The 15,530-nt window shown below is 61.4% G+C and carries 10 protein-coding genes; 7 read left to right on the top strand and 3 right to left on the bottom strand.

Going from position 1 to position 15,530, the window contains the following annotated elements; all coding sequences use genetic code 11:
* The first annotated feature begins 8 nt into the window (after window positions 1-8).
* Together ACESTR_RS11530 and glmS are read left to right on the top strand one after the other, a co-directional pair.
* Window positions 9-791: an inositol monophosphatase family protein gene (locus tag ACESTR_RS11530; protein ID WP_373179305.1), complete on the top strand. Its 783-nt coding sequence runs from the start codon at window positions 9-11 to the stop codon at window positions 789-791.
* A gap of 98 nt (window positions 792-889) precedes the next feature.
* On the top strand, window positions 890-2,734 hold the full coding sequence (gene glmS, locus ACESTR_RS11525; protein WP_009598971.1) for a glutamine--fructose-6-phosphate transaminase (isomerizing): 1,845 nt from the start codon (window positions 890-892) through the stop codon (window positions 2,732-2,734).
* Window positions 2,735-2,831: 97 nt separating this feature from the next.
* Here glmS and ACESTR_RS11520 read toward each other — a convergent pair whose 3' ends face one another.
* The 3 genes from ACESTR_RS11520 to ACESTR_RS11510 are packed head-to-tail and all read right to left on the bottom strand — an operon-like array spanning window position 2,832 to window position 6,373.
* Entirely contained in the window at window positions 2,832-4,181 is a 1,350-nt protein-coding gene (locus ACESTR_RS11520; RefSeq protein ID WP_009599005.1) for an MFS transporter, read from the bottom strand.
* Between the two features lie 21 nt (window positions 4,182-4,202).
* Complete coding sequence (locus ACESTR_RS11515; RefSeq protein ID WP_130062746.1) at window positions 4,203-5,201, bottom strand: glycerophosphodiester phosphodiesterase family protein; 999 nt, start codon at window positions 5,199-5,201, stop codon at window positions 4,203-4,205.
* 14 nt (window positions 5,202-5,215) lie between these two features.
* Window positions 5,216-6,373, bottom strand: coding sequence for a mannitol-1-phosphate 5-dehydrogenase (locus ACESTR_RS11510; protein ID WP_278713704.1), 1,158 nt, complete (start codon window positions 6,371-6,373; stop codon window positions 5,216-5,218).
* A gap of 309 nt (window positions 6,374-6,682) precedes the next feature.
* On the opposite strand from ACESTR_RS11510, the gene ACESTR_RS11505 reads away from it, so the two are divergent.
* The 5 genes from ACESTR_RS11505 to ACESTR_RS11485 all read left to right on the top strand — a co-directional run bounded on the left by ACESTR_RS11505 (window position 6,683) and on the right by ACESTR_RS11485 (window position 15,477).
* Window positions 6,683-7,273 carry an RNA polymerase sigma-70 factor gene (locus tag ACESTR_RS11505; protein ID WP_244076668.1) on the top strand — a complete coding sequence of 197 codons (591 nt, stop codon included), beginning with the start codon at window positions 6,683-6,685 and terminating at the stop codon, window positions 7,271-7,273.
* 80 nt (window positions 7,274-7,353) lie between these two features.
* Window positions 7,354-8,361 carry a FecR family protein gene (locus ACESTR_RS11500; RefSeq protein ID WP_244076667.1) on the top strand — a complete coding sequence of 336 codons (1,008 nt, stop codon included), beginning with the start codon at window positions 7,354-7,356 and terminating at the stop codon, window positions 8,359-8,361.
* Window positions 8,362-8,442: 81 nt separating this feature from the next.
* On the top strand, window positions 8,443-11,985 hold the full coding sequence (locus tag ACESTR_RS11495; RefSeq protein WP_022044603.1) for a SusC/RagA family TonB-linked outer membrane protein: 3,543 nt from the start codon (window positions 8,443-8,445) through the stop codon (window positions 11,983-11,985).
* Between the two features lie 20 nt (window positions 11,986-12,005).
* The gene (locus ACESTR_RS11490) at window positions 12,006-13,472 is read left to right on the top strand and encodes a RagB/SusD family nutrient uptake outer membrane protein (RefSeq protein WP_373179304.1); all 1,467 of its coding nucleotides are present in this window, start codon (window positions 12,006-12,008) and stop codon (window positions 13,470-13,472) included.
* Between the two features lie 25 nt (window positions 13,473-13,497).
* Window positions 13,498-15,477 carry a BACON domain-containing protein gene (locus ACESTR_RS11485; RefSeq protein ID WP_373179303.1) on the top strand — a complete coding sequence of 660 codons (1,980 nt, stop codon included), beginning with the start codon at window positions 13,498-13,500 and terminating at the stop codon, window positions 15,475-15,477.
* Window positions 15,478-15,530: the final 53 nt, after the last annotated feature.

Raw genomic sequence — 15,530 nt, 5'->3', positions numbered from 1 at the left:
GCGCGGCCATGTATCAGGAATTTCTCGATTTCATCTTTCCGCTCGCCGAAGGCGCCGGAAAGATCCAGCTCGCCTACTTCCGGGGCGACGATCTGGCGATCCGCACGAAATCCAATGTCTACGACGTCGTTACGCGCGCCGACAAGGAGAGCGAAGCCTACATCGCCGCGGCGATTTTGGAACGCTGGCCCGACCATGAGATACTGGGCGAGGAGGGCGGTTCGATGGGGCGTGCCGGGAGCGATTACCGCTGGGTGGTCGATCCGCTCGACGGCACGACGAACTACAGTCAGGGGCTTCCTGTTTTCTCGGTTTCGATCGCCCTGCAATACCGGGGCGAGACGATCGTCGGAGTTGTCTACGCACCCTACCTGAACGAGCTGTTCTGGGCGTCGAAAGGCGGCGGGGCTTATATGAAGAGCCGCTCAGGCGAGGTGAAGCGGCTGCACGTCTCCGACAAGCAGACCCTCGCCACGTCGGTCATCGCCACCGGATTCCCGTACGACAAGGACGTCAATCCGGACAACAACAGCGACAACGTCGCGCGCATCATCCCCTACGTGCGGGACGTGCGGCGGCTGGGGTCGGCGGCCTACGACCTGAGTTGTGTCGCGGCGGGACTTCTGGACGGCTATTGGGAGCTGGATCTGCACGAGTGGGACGTGTGCGCCGCGAATCTGATCGTCCGGGAGGCCGGGGGCGTCGTTGCGGACTTCAGGCCCGACCGCGGAGTGTCGCAGGCTGCGGGCAATGAAACGCTCGTGCGGGAGATTCTGAAATATGTCATTTAAGCACCGAAATCGGTGCTTTTTTTCTTATTTCGGGGTGTTCGAATATCGTTTTTAAAATATTTTCTTATTTTTGACGGGATAAAAATGCTGAAAGAATTATGTGTGGGATTGTAGGATATGTCGGCGGGCGCGAAGCCTGTCCGATCCTGTTGAAAGGTTTGCACCGGTTGGAATACCGCGGTTACGACAGCGCGGGTGTGGCGATGGTCGATGAGGACGGTGCGCTCAACGTTTACAAATGCAAGGGCAAGGTCTCGGACCTCGAACATTTCCTCGCGGGGAAGGAGCTGGGCGGAAATATCGGCATCGCGCACACACGCTGGGCGACGCATGGTGTCCCGAACGACGTCAATGCCCATCCGCACTGCTCCGAGTCGGAGAATATCGCCCTGATACACAACGGAATCATCGAAAATTACCGGGTGCTGAAAGATGCGCTCGAAGAGAACGGCTACACGTTCCGCAGCAGCACCGATTCGGAGGTGCTGGTGAACCTGATCGAATATATCCGCTCGACCAACGCCTGTTCGCTGCTCGAAGCCGTGCAGCAGGCGCTCCGTCAGGTGGTCGGCGCCTATGCCATCGCCGTGGTCGAGAAGAACAACCGCGACGAGATCATCGCGGCGCGCCAGAGCAGCCCCATGGCCATCGGCATCGGCCGGGGCGAGTACTTTCTCAGCTCCGATGCCGCGTCGATCATCGAGTATACGCAGGATTTCGTCTACGTGAACGACGGGGAGATCGCCGTCATCAACCGCAACAAGCCGCTGAAGATCGTCACGCTGGACAACCATGAAGGCAAAATAGATATCAAGAAGCTGCAGATGAGCATTTCGCAGCTCGAAAAGGGCGGCTATCCGCACTTCATGCTCAAGGAGATTTACGAACAGCCCAAGACCATCGTGGACTGCATCCGCGGCCGCATCAACCCCGAAACGGGCGAGGTGAAGTTGTCTGGCGTGATCGACAACCGCAGGAAATTCCTCCAAGCCCGCCGCATCATCTTCGTGGCGTGCGGTACGTCGTGGCACGCGGCGCTGATCGGCGAACACCTGATCGAGAATATCTGCCGGATTCCGGTCGAAGTGGAGTACGCTTCGGAGTTCCGTTACCGCAATCCGGTCATCTACGAGGACGACATCGTGATCGCCGTGTCTCAGTCGGGCGAGACGGCCGACACGCTGGCCGCCGTCGAACTGGCCCGCAAGGCCGGGGCTTTCGTCTTCGGCATCTGCAACGTCGTAGGTTCCTCGATCGCCCGCGCCACCCATTCGGGCGCCTATATCCATGTGGGACCGGAGATCGGCGTGGCTTCGACCAAGGCATTTACGGGGCAGGTGACCGTGATGGCGATGCTGGCGCTGGCCGTGGGCCGCGAGAAGGGCGCCGTGACGGAGGAGTACTACCGTGAGGTGGCGAAGGGCCTGCTGGAACTTCCGGCCGTACTGGAAGAGGTGCTGAAGCTCGGCCCGCGGATCGAAGACCTCTCCAAGATCTTCACCTACGCCCACAATTTCATCTATCTGGGCCGCGGCTACAACTACCCCACGGCGATGGAAGGCGCGCTCAAACTGAAGGAAATCTCCTATATTCACGCCGAGGGCTACCCCGCCGCCGAGATGAAACACGGCGCGATCGCGCTCATCGACAACGAAATGCCGACGGTCGCCATCGCCACGCCGGACAATACCTACGAAAAAACGGCCAGCAACATCGAGGAGATCCGCGCCCGTGGCGGCAAGATCATCGCCGTGATCGCCCGCGACGATACGCACGTGCGCCGCAGCGCCGATTACACGATCGAGGTTCCGGTGATAACCGACTGCCTGATGCCGGTCGTCGTCTCGGTGCCGCTGCAGCTGCTGGCGTACTATATCGCCGTAAACAAGGGCCGCAACGTGGACCAGCCGCGCAATCTGGCCAAGTCCGTGACGGTGGAATAGCCCCGGCACCGGAAAATAGCTGAACATGGAAATCCCCGCAGCCGCGTACGGCTGCGGGGATTTCGCTCACACATTATCATTAACCTAAAACCTCGTGTCAGTCGTCGTAGCCGTTGGGTTTGGCTTTCCATGCGGCGGCGAAGATCGCCGTGCCGACGAGCGCCATGCCCACCAGCGTATAGAGCGCGATGCTCCAGTCGGTGTACTGCACCAGCATGCCGAGTCCCCAGCCCGAAACGATCGTGCTGCCGTAGCCGAACAGCCCGCAGAAACCGCCTGCCGTAGCGGCGGCGCGCTTGGTGGCGATATTGGCCGCGGCGATGCCGACCAGCGCCTGCGGGCCGTAGATGAAGAATCCGGCGGCCATCAGAATCGCAACGGCCACGATCAGCGGCGTATGCTCGTTGAGCGAATAGAGTCCCACCAGACACACGGCGGCCATCAGCATGCAGATGACGCACGTGCGGGGCGCACGGCCGCCGAAGAAACGGTCGGTGGCCCAGCCTGCGGCCAGCATGCCCGCGATACCGGCAATTTCGAACGCCGCGACGGTCCAGCCCGCATGGCTGATGTCCATGTGCAGGTGCTCCTTGAGCATCGTCGGTCCCCAGTCCAGCACGGCGAAGCGCACGATGTAGACGAAGAAGTTGCCCACGGCGATGATCCAGATCGTCGGATTCAGGAAGACCTTGCGGCGCAGGAAGGCCTTGTATTCGGCCTTCTCCTCCGCTTTGGACTGCGGTTTTTCGGCCGTTTTGCCGGTCTTGAGTTCGGGAAGGCCCACCGACGAGGGCGTGTCGCGGACGAAGGCCCAGACGACGGCCGCGCCCAGCAGGGCGATCGTCGCCGGGAGCAGGAAGCACCAGCGCCAGTGCTGCGAGAGCATCGACGAAGCGTCGAACCATGCGCCCCAGTTCAGGCTGACGACATAGCCGCAGAAGATGATGGCCAGTCCGGCGCCGATCGAGTGCGAGGTGTTCCAGACCGACATCTTGGTCGCCAGCCGTTCGGGGACGATCCAGTGGGTCATCAGCCGCGTGCAGGGCGGGACGCCCATGCCTTGGAACCAGCCGTTGAGAATCCAGAAGATGCCCAGCGCCAGCACCGAGGAGCTGAATCCGAAGAGCAGGTTGCAGATGCCGCAGAAAACGAGTCCCGTGACCAGAAAGTAGCGTGCGTTGCTGCGGTCGCCCCAGATGCCGTTGACGAACTTCGAGAGTCCGTAGATCAGTCCGTGGAGCGTGAGGAAGAGGCCGAGGTCGGATTTCGAAATGCCCATCTCCTCGTTGAGATACGGCATGGCGATACTCAGGTTCTTGCGCACGAAATAGAAGAGCGCGTAACCGAAGATGCACATCGCCATGGTGCGGAATTCCCAGTATTTGAAACGTTTGACCTGTTGGTCGGTCATGCCGGCATATGCCGGATTGAGTTGTTTTGCAGACATTTATTCAGGTTGGTTCGGGTTTTACTTCAGGTCGGTGGTGGTTCTGTTGCCGCGTATGGCGGCGTCCTGCAGGGCGTGGATCGCGTCGCGCGACCACGGCAGGCCGATGAATTCGGAGGGACAGTCGGTCTCGATGATGTCGGGTTCGGCCAGCAGTTCGCGCATGTAGGCCACGCGGCGGTCGTGGGGATTCTTCACCTTGTCGGACGATCCGGTGATCGAGGTCATCGTCATCACGCCCTCGGCGTGCAGCAGATCGTAGACCTGTTGGAGTTCGGGATTGACCGCCAGACGGATATAGGCCATGATGTATTTCCACGGAATGGGCGAAGCCTCGTACGCCCGGAAGTGCTCCATCGAACTGATTTCGACGCAGAACATGACGTTGCGGATGCCGTGGTTCCAGTAGTAGAGCGCCTCTTCGATCGAGCGGACGCTCAGCATGATGTTGTGGTACATGGACCACTCGCCGCCGGGCCGGAGCTGCCTGATATAGTAGTCGAGACTCGCGCGGCGCACCTCGTCGCTCACGCCTTTGGTGTTGATGTACTTGTTGTCGAAGTTGAAGACCACCTTGTCCTTGCCCCACTCCAGCACATCCTTCAGGCGCGGAATCCTGTAGGGCGTGACTTTGCCGTCGCGGTCCACGAGGTTCAGGCGGCGCAGTTCGTCGTAGGTGTAGTCGGCGACGAGGCCCTTGCCCGTGGTCGTGCGGTCGATCGTCAGGTCGTGCATGAGCACCATGACGCTGTCCTTGGTGAAGCTGAAGTCGATTTCGAAGAAGGTAGGCATCAGCGACAGCGTCTTTTCGCACGACTCGATGCAGTTTTCGGGATAGCCGGGCATCATGCCGCCACGGTGGCCGCTGACGATCACGTCGCGCGCGGGATCGTAGGTGAAATAGGCCTGCAGCTCCTCGATCGAATCGATCTTCACGGTGTGCAGCCGGGGGGCTTGGGCGCAGGCGGGCATGATTGCGGCGCAGCATGCGGCCAGCAGTAGCAGTTTCGTGTTTTTCATGTCGCAGGCGGGGATTAGCGGATGATTCGTTCTACTTCGGCGTACGCCTGCGCGGCGAGCGCGGGCAGCGGATCGCCGGCGGGCAGTTCCGCGATTTCGGCTACGGCCGCCGCCGCGCCGAGCCGTGCGGTCATGGCGATCATCTCCACGCTCTGCGGGTCCTCCGGATTGTCGTAGTGCAGGGCCGCGCCGATGCCCAGCAGCAGGTTGGGCGTGCCGATGCCGTACTGACGGGCCGTGAGGACCGGTTTTACGAGCCGGTCGCCCGCCGAAAGCTTGCGGAGCGGTTCGCGGCCCACGCGGGTCACGTCGTCGCAGAGGTAGGGGTTCGTAAAGCGGCCGATGATCTTGTCGATATAGGCGAAGTGGGCGTCGCGGTCGAAGCCGTAACGCGCCACCAGTCCCCGCCCGCTCTCGCGCATGGCGGCTTTGACGACGGCGTGGATCTGCTCGTCGGAAATGCTCTGGCAGATGGTCATGTAGCCCTTCATGCGGCCCAGATAGGCCGTAATGGCGTGGCCCGTGTTGAGCGTGAAGAGCTTGCGCTCGATGTAGGCGATCAGGTTGTCGGCCGGATTCATGCCGGGGATTTCGGGTACGGCGCCCTTGAATGCGGCGCGCTCGACGTTCCATTCGAAGAAGCGTTCGACGACCACGTCGATCGGGTTTTCGCTCTTGACGGGCGGTACGATGCGGTCCACCGAACAGTCGGGGAAGCCGACGCACTGCTCGCAGTAGGCCTGTCCGGCGGCGTCGAGGTGCGTCAGCACCGCGGCTTTGAGCTGCGAAGTGGCGCGGACGCCGTTTTCGCAGGCGATGACGTTGAGCGGCTGCTCGACGCCCTGCTCCCTGCGGGCCTCGATGCCCGCGGCGATGGCTCCTGCGATGCGGGGCAGGATCGTAAGGCCGACGGCCGTGGTGACGATCTCCGCTTCGGCGATTTGCTGCGCGAGTTCGGGACTCCGCGAATCCACGGCCGAAATGTCGGTGATGCGCACCTCCTCGCATACGGTGTCCATGATCTGCACCGTGTAGCCCTTGTCCCGGTTGATCCGGTCCACGACCTGTTCGTTCACATCGGCGAACACCACATGGTAGCCCGCCTTTTCCAGCACGGCGCCGATGAATCCGCGTCCGATGTTGCCCGCTCCGAATTGAATAGCTTTTTTCATTCTATCTATGATTGATGATTACCAGAATCGCATGATGTGTCTGCGCCGGGGATGGGAAGGCGCGGCGGCAGGTGCCGTCGTGCGTGCAAACGCCGCCGTACTGCCGGAGTATGGCTGCCGGGGACTGCGCTGCGGCGTCCGGCGCCGGAAAGAGGTTTTTTCCCATCGGTCGTGTAGTTCGGTTGTGACATATTAAATACAACCGATCGGACGAAACCACCTAACGGAATTACAAAAAAATTAAAAATAACACGGGGGATTGTTTCATAAATTCAGAATGTTTACTTTTGTGGCGAATCAGATTGTCCGATGGAGAAAATTCTGCTTACGACACGGATCCGCAACGGCGACCGCAAGGCTTTCGACGAACTTTGCGGCCGGTACTATGCCATGCTGGTCTCCTACGCCCGCCTTTTCATGAAGGACGACTGGGCCGAGGACGTGGTGCAGGACGTCTTTTACAACGTGTGGCAGAACCGCGCGGCGCTGGACGATTCGAACTCCCTGTATAAATATCTGCTGCGTTCGGTTTACAACCGCGCGCTCAACTATCTGGACAAGAACAGGCGCGCCGGCGATTACCGCGCCTACTATCAGGAGCGGATCGCCTCGATGGGCAGCGCCTACTATGCGCCCGACAACAGTCCGATCATCCGTAAGCTCTATTCCGACGACCTGCGCGCGAGTCTCGACGCGGCGATCGAGTCGCTGCCGCCCAAATGCCGCGAGGTATTCAAACTGAGCTACCTCGAAGACCTTTCGAACCGCGAGATCAGCGAACGGCTCGGCATCTCGCAAAGTACGGTCGAGAATCATATGTATGCGGCGCTCAAACAACTGCGCCGGAAGCTCTCCAAGGAGCAGCTGCTGTTGCTGCTCGCCCTGCTGTTCATGCGATAGGAAAAAATTTGCCGTACCGAGTAGGTATTTTCTCCGGGGTGCCTGTATGTTATTATGCAAGCACCTAAAAAAGATACGCATTGGCACACACCGACGACACCGTATTGTACAGCATCGATTCTGTATTATACAAGCACCTGAATCACGAAACGACCGAGGCCGAAGAGCGGCGGCTTTACGCATGGCTCGAAGAACGGGAGGAGCACCGCACCTTCTATTTCGAGATCGCCGCGATCTGGAGCGCCCACAAAACCCTTTCGTCCAAACAGCTCGGCGAGCGCTGCGACGCCATGATGCGCCGGCTCAACGCGCGGATCGACGCCGACGAAGCGATGCGCCGCGAGGTGAAGCGGCGGCGTCCCGCATGGCGCCGCTGGGCGTTGGCTGCGGCCGCAGTGGCGGTGGTCGCCGTCGCCGTAACCGCGGCGTGGTTCGCCAGCATCGGTACGCCGGGGGACGAGTTGTTCCGTACTTATCTGAATGAAAGCGGCGAAATTGCGGCCCTGCGTCTCGAAGACGGCACGCAGGTGTGGATGCAGGACGGGACCGAACTGCAATATGCGGTCGGCGCGGGGTCGGAGGAGCGTATCGTGCGCATCGACGGCGAAGCCTACTTCGACGTGGCGCACGACGAAGCGCATCCCTTCGTGGTGAAGACCGAAAACCTGTCGGTGCGGGTGCTGGGCACGGCGTTCAACGTCAGGGCGCATGCCGCCGATCCGCTGACCGAAGTGGTGCTCGAACGCGGTTCGGTGCGCCTGCAGACCCCCGAAGGCTATAATCTCGTGCGGCTCCATCCCAACCAGCGGGCCGTGTTCGACGCCGCGAAGGACGACATCGAGGTGGAAGAGATCTACGCCGAGCATTTCGTGACGGAGCGTTACAACCTCGTGGCGATGAAGAACGCCACGATCGGCGAAATCATCGCCCGCATCGAATCGAATTACGGCGTGCGGATACGCATAGCCGATCCCGACAACCGGAAACGATACGACATCAACTACCTGCGCACCAACTCGCTCGAAGAGGTCATCGACATCGTCGAATTCATGACCGGACAGCGCTGCGAGGTCGTGCGCGGTAAATAGCTATCCCCTGTCCCGTCCGCGGACGGCCGCCGCGGACGGGGCTTTTCACCCAAATTAACCTTTTTCGCAAACCTTAAAATCATGAAGAAAAATTCCATCTTCCGTTGGGGAGTGGCGATGCTTCTTTTGTTTACCGGCTTGAGCCTGAGGGCCTATGCCGAAGACGACGGAGGCTCCCCTTTCCGGAAAAACCACGATGTGGACCTAACGGTCAAGTCCGCTACCCTACAGACTTTTACGGACGCTTTCACCAAGCAGACGGGCGTGCTTTTCTCCTACGAATCGGCGCTGGCGTCCATGCCGATGGGCGACGTGTCGGTACGCGAGAGCAACGCCCCGCTGGAGCGGATTCTGAATAACGTATTCACCAAACGGGGATTCCGCTACAAAATCGTGGACCGCACGGTCGTGCTGACATACGACCGCACTGCGGAGCCGCAGCGGAAGAACAGCGTGACGGGCCGTGTCTGCGACGCGGCGGGAAGCCCGCTGGTCGGCGCCACGGTGCTGGTGAAGGACTCCACGCGCGGCACGACCACCGGGGCCGACGGCACCTATTCGGTCGAGGCGGAGCCCGGCGCGGTCCTGCTCTTCTCGTACATCGGTTACACGGAACGCGAAGAGCCGGTCGGCAGCCGTTCGGTGATCGACGTCACGATGCAGGAGGACCAGTCGGTGCTGGAGGAGGTCGTGGTCGTGGGATACGGCACGCAGACGCGCAAGACCGTGACTTCGGCGATCTCGAAAATGGACGGCAAAACCCTCGAAAGCATGCCCGTGAACCTCGTCGGGGACGGTATGAAAGGCCGTATCGCCGGCTTGCAGGTCGCCACGACCGACGCTACGCCGGGTTCGGCGCCGAAATTCCTGATTCGCGGCGGTTCGTCGATCAACAACTCCAACGATCCGATCGTGCTGGTGGACGGCGCCGTACGCGAAATGGCGGGCCTGAACCCGAACGACATCGAGTCGATCGAGGTGCTCAAGGACGCCGCGTCGGCCGGTATCTACGGTTCACGCGCATCGAACGGCGTGATTCTCATCACCACCAAGAAGGGCGCGCCCCACAAGGGACCGCAGATCGTTTTCGAGGGGCAGTGGGCCTATGAGAGTCCGGCCACGAAGTTCGATCTGATGAACGGCCGGGATTACCTGCTCACGCTGCGCCCGGCGATCGCCGAAGGCTACTGCGGCGGCGCGGACCCGCTCAGCATTCTTGACGGCGCCGAATCGGCGGGAGCCGGCAACAGCGCCGCTTCGCGCTGGACGACGCGCTACCTCAATCCGGGCGAATCGCTGCCGAAAGGCTACAAATGGATCGAAGACCCGGTGAACCCCGGCAAGATCATCGTTTTCCAAGACAACGACCAGCAGAGCCAGTGGTTCGACGACGCCTTCTGGCAGAACTACTATATCGGCGTGAACGGCGGCGGCGAGAACATCCGGTATGCCGCGTCGGCGGGTTATACGGACGACGGCGGCATCGGCATGGCCACCGGATTCTCCCGCTTCACCTTCCATGGCAACACCTCGTTCAAGGTGACCAGACGCCTGACGGCGACCACGACCTTCGACTATTCGCAGATCGAGCGGCAGATGCTCGACGGAGGGGCGCTCAACAAGCGCAATTCGGTGATCCGCGGCCTTTCGGTACCCGCCACCCACCGCGACTGGTACGACGCCGAAGCCGGGGAGGATTTGGCCGGAACGCCCGCCATGGGGCCGAACAACACCACGCTGCCCGCCGCCTACTACAACTATTACTACAGCGATACGGGCGAGACGACCAAGCGGTCGAGCGTGAACATCAACCTCGAATGGGCGATCGTGGACGGCCTGCGCGCCGTGGCCCAGTTCTCGAACCACAACCGCCATTCGCGCAGCCACTTCTTCGTGAAGAACAACCCCACGACGGGCACCAACATCCGGCCCACGAAAGAGGCCTTCACGGAGACCAACCGCATGGACTTCCAGACCTACCTGAACTGGAAGAAAACCTTCGCCGAAGACCACAACATCGACGTGGTGGCCGGTTACGACTACATGAAGGACAAGAACAACAGCATCGACGCGCGCGTGCAGGGGGCGGCATCGGACAAGATTCCGACGCTGAACGTCGGGACCTCCAACATCACCAACTACCCGACCAGCACGCGGACCGACGAGGTGCTGATCTCCTACTTCGGACGTGTCAACTACAACTTCCGCGAGAAATACCTGCTGTCGTTCACCATGCGCGCCGACGGCTCGTCGAAATTCGCCGCGGGCAACCGCTGGGGTTACTTCCCGGCGGCTTCGGCCGGCTGGATCGTGGACGAGGAGGCGTTCTGGCCGCGGAACAAGGTGGTCAGCTCGCTCAAACTGAGGGCCAGCTACGGTCTGACGGGCAACAACGGCATCGGGCTTTACGACACCTACGGCAGTTACAACTCGGCGTACCAGTACAACGGCATGTCCACCACCACGACCGGCGAAATGCCGAACAGCAACCTGACATGGGAATCCACGACGCAGGTCAATGCCGGTCTGGACATGGGGCTGGCCGACGACCGGGTGCGCGTGAGTTTCGACTATTACGACAAAGTGACGCGCAACCTGCTGTTCGACGTGACGCTGCCCAACACCACCGGTTACGGTTCGGTGGTCTCCAACGTGGGCAAGGTCCGCTTCTACGGCGTCGATCTGGCGATTTCGTCGGTCAACATCAGCCGCGGCGACTTCACGTGGACCACCGACTTCACCTATAACTTCAACATGAACAAGGTGCTGAAGCTGCCCGACAACGGCAACGTGCGCAACCGCATGGACGGCATCACCATCGGCGACGGCAGCCAGTTCGGGGGCATCGCCGAGGGCGAGCGCATGGGCCGCATCTACGGTTACAAGGTCGATCACATCATCGAGACGCAGGCCGACGCCGATGCGGCGATGTACGACGCTTCGTCGCGCGGATACCGCCGCTCGGACCGCAGGCAGATCGCCGGACGCAAGGACATCGGCGACTACGAATGGGTCAACCGCGCGGGATCGACGCAGCGCGACGGCCGGGACATCATCAACGAGGAGGACCAGTTCCTGCTCGGCTACGCCACGCCCCACTCGACCGGCGGCATCGGCAATACTTTCCGGTACCGGAACTGGTCGCTGAATATCTACATGGACTATGCGCTGGGCCACTCGATCCAGAACGAAATGCAGATGCGCTACTTCATGGCGACGATGGGCAACTGCAACTGGAACTTGGTGAACGACGTGAAGCAGTGCTGGTCGCAGCCGGGCGACAAGACCAAGTACGCCCGTTTCACGGCCAACGACCCCGACTGGGGCAACCGCAACTTCTCGCGCATGTCGGACGTCTTCGTCGAGAAGGGCGACTACCTCTGCATCCGCGACATCTCGCTTTCGTACAAGCTTCCCGTGCGCTGGACGAGCCGGCTGGGCATGAAGGACGTGACCCTGACCGTTTCGGGCAACACGCTCTACTACTGGACGGCCGTGCACGGCGTATCGCCCGAAGCGGCGACCACCGGGGGACTCTACAATTCGGCTTCGACCTATGCTACGGGTTTCAGCCCCTATCCGCCCGCGCGCAAGATCCTGTTCAGCGCCAAATTCACGTTCTAACCCCTTAAAACTACCAAACCATGAAATGCAAAAAGATACTGACTGCCCTGCTGGCTGCGGCGTGCACGATGAGCGGCTGCCACGGCGACCTCGATATCATGCAGGACAACAAGCTCTCGGCCAGCAACATGTGGATCGACGAAAGCGACGCCGAGACGGCGACCTACGGCATCTACCTCTACATGCGCGACGCGCTCAAGAGCGTACACGACATCTACCTCTGCTGGGGTGAATTTCGCAATGGTCTCTGGGGCGCGGGCACGAACAAAACGCTGTCGGGCGTGGACCAGACGCAGGTGCGCACCAGCACCATGTCTTCGAGCAACGCCTATGCCGACTGGAGCGTCATGTATAAGACCGTCAATCAGGCCAACCTGATTCTCAAGCACGTGCCGGAGATGGGAATTTCGGAATCGGTCCGCAATTTCAGTCTGGGCAACGCCTATTTCTCCCGCGCATGGTGCTATTTCTGGATCGCACGCATCTGGGGCGACGCTCCGCTGGCCCTTACGGGGTACGAATCCACGGCCGGCGACCTCTACCTGCCCCGCGCGCCGAAGGCCGAGATCTTCGCCCGGATCGAAAGCGACCTGACCGAAGCCGAGCGGTACGTGACCGACAATTCGGACAAGGCCGTAGCCACGCCCGCCGCGGTGCAGATGCTCAAGGCTGACTACGCGCTGTGGATGTACCGCGTCGCCGGAGGCGGTTCGTCGTACCTCACCATGGCCGAGAAGGCCATCGAGGCGCTGAACCTCTCGGCGTCGCGTCTGGAAAGCGACTACGCTCAGGTCTTCTCCTCGGCCAACAAGCTCAACAAGGAGGTGATCTTCGCCGTCCATCAGGCCAACGGCGAAGCCGTCAACGGACCGGGGTATTACCTCGGCTGGAACAGCAACTACGTCGAAGCGGCCTACCAGAACAATCCGGTGCCCATCACCGGCGGCAACCAGTGGTGGTGGTATACCGACCGCTACAAGGCGCTGCTGACCTCGGTCGAGGGCGATACGCGCACGAAGCTGACCTACAACAGGGCCGACTACGGCACGACGATCAAGTCGATCGAGTGGACCGAAAAGGGCGTCGGGCAGATGATAAGCGGCGCGCGCATTTTCGACTCCGACTTCATCCTCTACCGCTATGCCGAGGCCTTCCTGATGGATGCCGAGATCAAATACTACCGGAAGGACTACGGCGGGGCGCTGACGGCGCTGGGCGAAATCACCAAGCGCGCCTACGGCAACGCCGCCCACTACACCGATCAGAGCGACGCGGCCGTAAAACGGGCCATCGTCGAGGAGAGCCTCAAAGAGCTGGTCGGCGAAGGGCGCACGTGGTGGACGCTGATCCGTCTGGACGCGGTCTGGGACTACAACAAGGATGTCGCCGACAAGCGCGAAAGCAACGCCAACATTCTCCTGTGGCCCATCACGCAGGAGTCCATCATCAAGAATTCCAAGCTCAAACAGACGGAGGGCTGGTATTGATACATAACCCGAAAAACGAACGACAATGAAAATCAACTGTTATATTGCGCTCGTCGCCGCGGCCCTCGCATGCGCCTGCAATCCGCTGGCGGACACCGACGACATGGACAACAACGTGCAGGCCACACGCATCGCCTTCTCGCCCGAAGTCGTGACCCTCGACAACGCCGGGCGGAATGCCGAGGAGGATCAGGGACAGAACGTCATCGTCACGCTCAACCCCAAGGCACGCAGGTCGATGGCATGGAGCGCCGAGACGGACAAAACCGAAACGTGGTGCACGCTGACGGAGTGCAGCGTCACCGACGCCGACGGCGTCACGCACCGCGGATTCCGGATCACCGCGACCGAAAATACGGCCTACAAACGCACGGCGACCGTTACCCTGACGGCGGCCGACGGTACGCAGGAGACGCTCCGGGTCGTGCAGACGGGCGTCTACCCCGACGCCGAAGTCACGGTGGACCCGAAGCAGATCGAGTTCAACGTCGACGAGATCGTCCCGGTCGATGTCAGCTTCACGACCAACATGGGCGACGTCTATGCGGTCTCCAGAGACGAGGACGCCGACTGGATTTCGTGGGAGGACTTGGGCGGCAATGTGATCCGCTTCACGGCCGCGCCGTGGGACGACGAGGAGCAGCCGCGCACGGCCAACGTCTATATCACGGTCGGCAGCGAGGAGACGAGCGCCGCTACGGCGAAGATTCCTGTCACGCAGCTGGCCAAAGACCTCTACTGCTATGTCTGGGGTGCGTCGCTGTTCGATTACGACCGGTTCGAACTCGCCCGGCGCATGACCAAGTCCGAGACGGGCGTCTACCGCTTCGACGCCTATTTCACCGCCGGGAATGCACCCGAAATCCGCGTCAACACCGTGCTGCGCGCCGATTACTACCCCGCTTACGCGCTTGCGGCCGACGGGCGGATCGTCACGCTCAATTCGGCGGCGGATGCGGTTCCCGCGGGGCCTGCGATCGACATCGACGGCATGCGTACGCTGACCATCGACCTCAATGCGATGACCTACACCCTGTCGCGCATAGCGATCGCCAACTGCATGCCCGACGACGCGGCGGCCGCCTGCCCGTCGAAGGCGTTCCGGACCAAGGACGGCGGCGTGAAGATATGGATGACCCGCAACCTGAACTGGAACGGCGGTCCGGAGATCGGCGCGATGAAACTGGGGTCGCGTCTGGTGCCGGCCTATTCCGGCTCGGCGACGTCGGGCGGCTACGATCCCCAAGACCCCTACATCGAGCGCAATCCCGCCTACGACGAAGAGGAGAGCGGCGGATCGGTCAAGGGCGATCAGGCCGTCACGGACCGTCACGGACGTCTCTATACGCTCGATGAAATCCTGCTGGGCACGCCCGCCGGCGGATTGGGCCGCGGCATCACCTCGATCGAATGGCCTTCGGCCTACAATGTCGGTTCGACATTCGTCGATGCCGTCGGCACGCAGATCACGGCGCGCGTCTTCAAGTCCGCGGAGATGAAAGCCGTGACCGACGACGAGCGGTTCTTCGCCGAAAATCCGGCGCTCTCGGCCCAGATTCAGGGCATCTGCCCCTACGGCTGGCATATCGCCAACTTCCGCGACTGGTACGACCTGGCCTATGCTGCGCTCGAAGCTTCGCGCGGCGATGGGACCTATCCCGTCCGGGAGGAGATGCTGACCATCGCCAAACTCGTCGCCACCAACGCCAACAACGTGGCTCCGTGGCTCCGCGCGCAGGAGGGCTGGACGAGCACTCCCGCCCGTGCCGCCGACGCCTTCGACTTCAACCTCTATCCGACCGGATGGCGGCTCAACAAGAACGGCTACGGGCAGTACGGCGACACGGCCCATTCGTGGGTGCCGCTGATTGGCTCCTCGGCCAAGAAGACGTGGCGTCTGAACAACGTCAAGGCGACGAGCAACTACTGGTTCAACGACAACCTCGACGCCGGCAACCCGGCTGTGGGCATCCGCTGCGTGAAAAACTACAAAGTCAAGAAGTAATCAACCGACCGGGGTGCGGCCCGCCGAAGGGCGCTCCCCGGTCCAAAAACGAC

The sequence above is a fragment of the Alistipes sp. DJF_B185 genome (assembly GCF_964250025.1).
GTDB lineage: Bacteria > Bacteroidota > Bacteroidia > Bacteroidales > Rikenellaceae > Alistipes > Alistipes finegoldii.
Note: the sequence above shows the minus strand (reverse complement) of the source record. Positions and strands in the feature narration are given on the sequence as shown.

Excerpts from the sequence above, each read along its gene's own strand:
- ACESTR_RS11530 (WP_373179305.1), top strand. The coding sequence starts at position 9 with ATGTATCAGGAATTTCTCGATTTCATCTTTCCGCTCGCCGAAGGCGCC.
- glmS (WP_009598971.1), top strand. The coding sequence starts at position 890 with ATGTGTGGGATTGTAGGATATGTCGGCGGGCGCGAAGCCTGTCCGATC.
- ACESTR_RS11520 (WP_009599005.1), bottom strand. The coding sequence starts at position 4,181 with ATGTCTGCAAAACAACTCAATCCGGCATATGCCGGCATGACCGACCAA.
- ACESTR_RS11515 (WP_130062746.1), bottom strand. The coding sequence starts at position 5,201 with ATGAAAAACACGAAACTGCTACTGCTGGCCGCATGCTGCGCCGCAATC.
- ACESTR_RS11510 (WP_278713704.1), bottom strand. The coding sequence starts at position 6,373 with ATGAAAAAAGCTATTCAATTCGGAGCGGGCAACATCGGACGCGGATTC.
- ACESTR_RS11505 (WP_244076668.1), top strand. The coding sequence starts at position 6,683 with ATGGAGAAAATTCTGCTTACGACACGGATCCGCAACGGCGACCGCAAG.
- ACESTR_RS11495 (WP_022044603.1), top strand. The coding sequence starts at position 8,443 with ATGAAGAAAAATTCCATCTTCCGTTGGGGAGTGGCGATGCTTCTTTTG.
- ACESTR_RS11490 (WP_373179304.1), top strand. The coding sequence starts at position 12,006 with ATGAAATGCAAAAAGATACTGACTGCCCTGCTGGCTGCGGCGTGCACG.
- ACESTR_RS11485 (WP_373179303.1), top strand. The coding sequence starts at position 13,498 with ATGAAAATCAACTGTTATATTGCGCTCGTCGCCGCGGCCCTCGCATGC.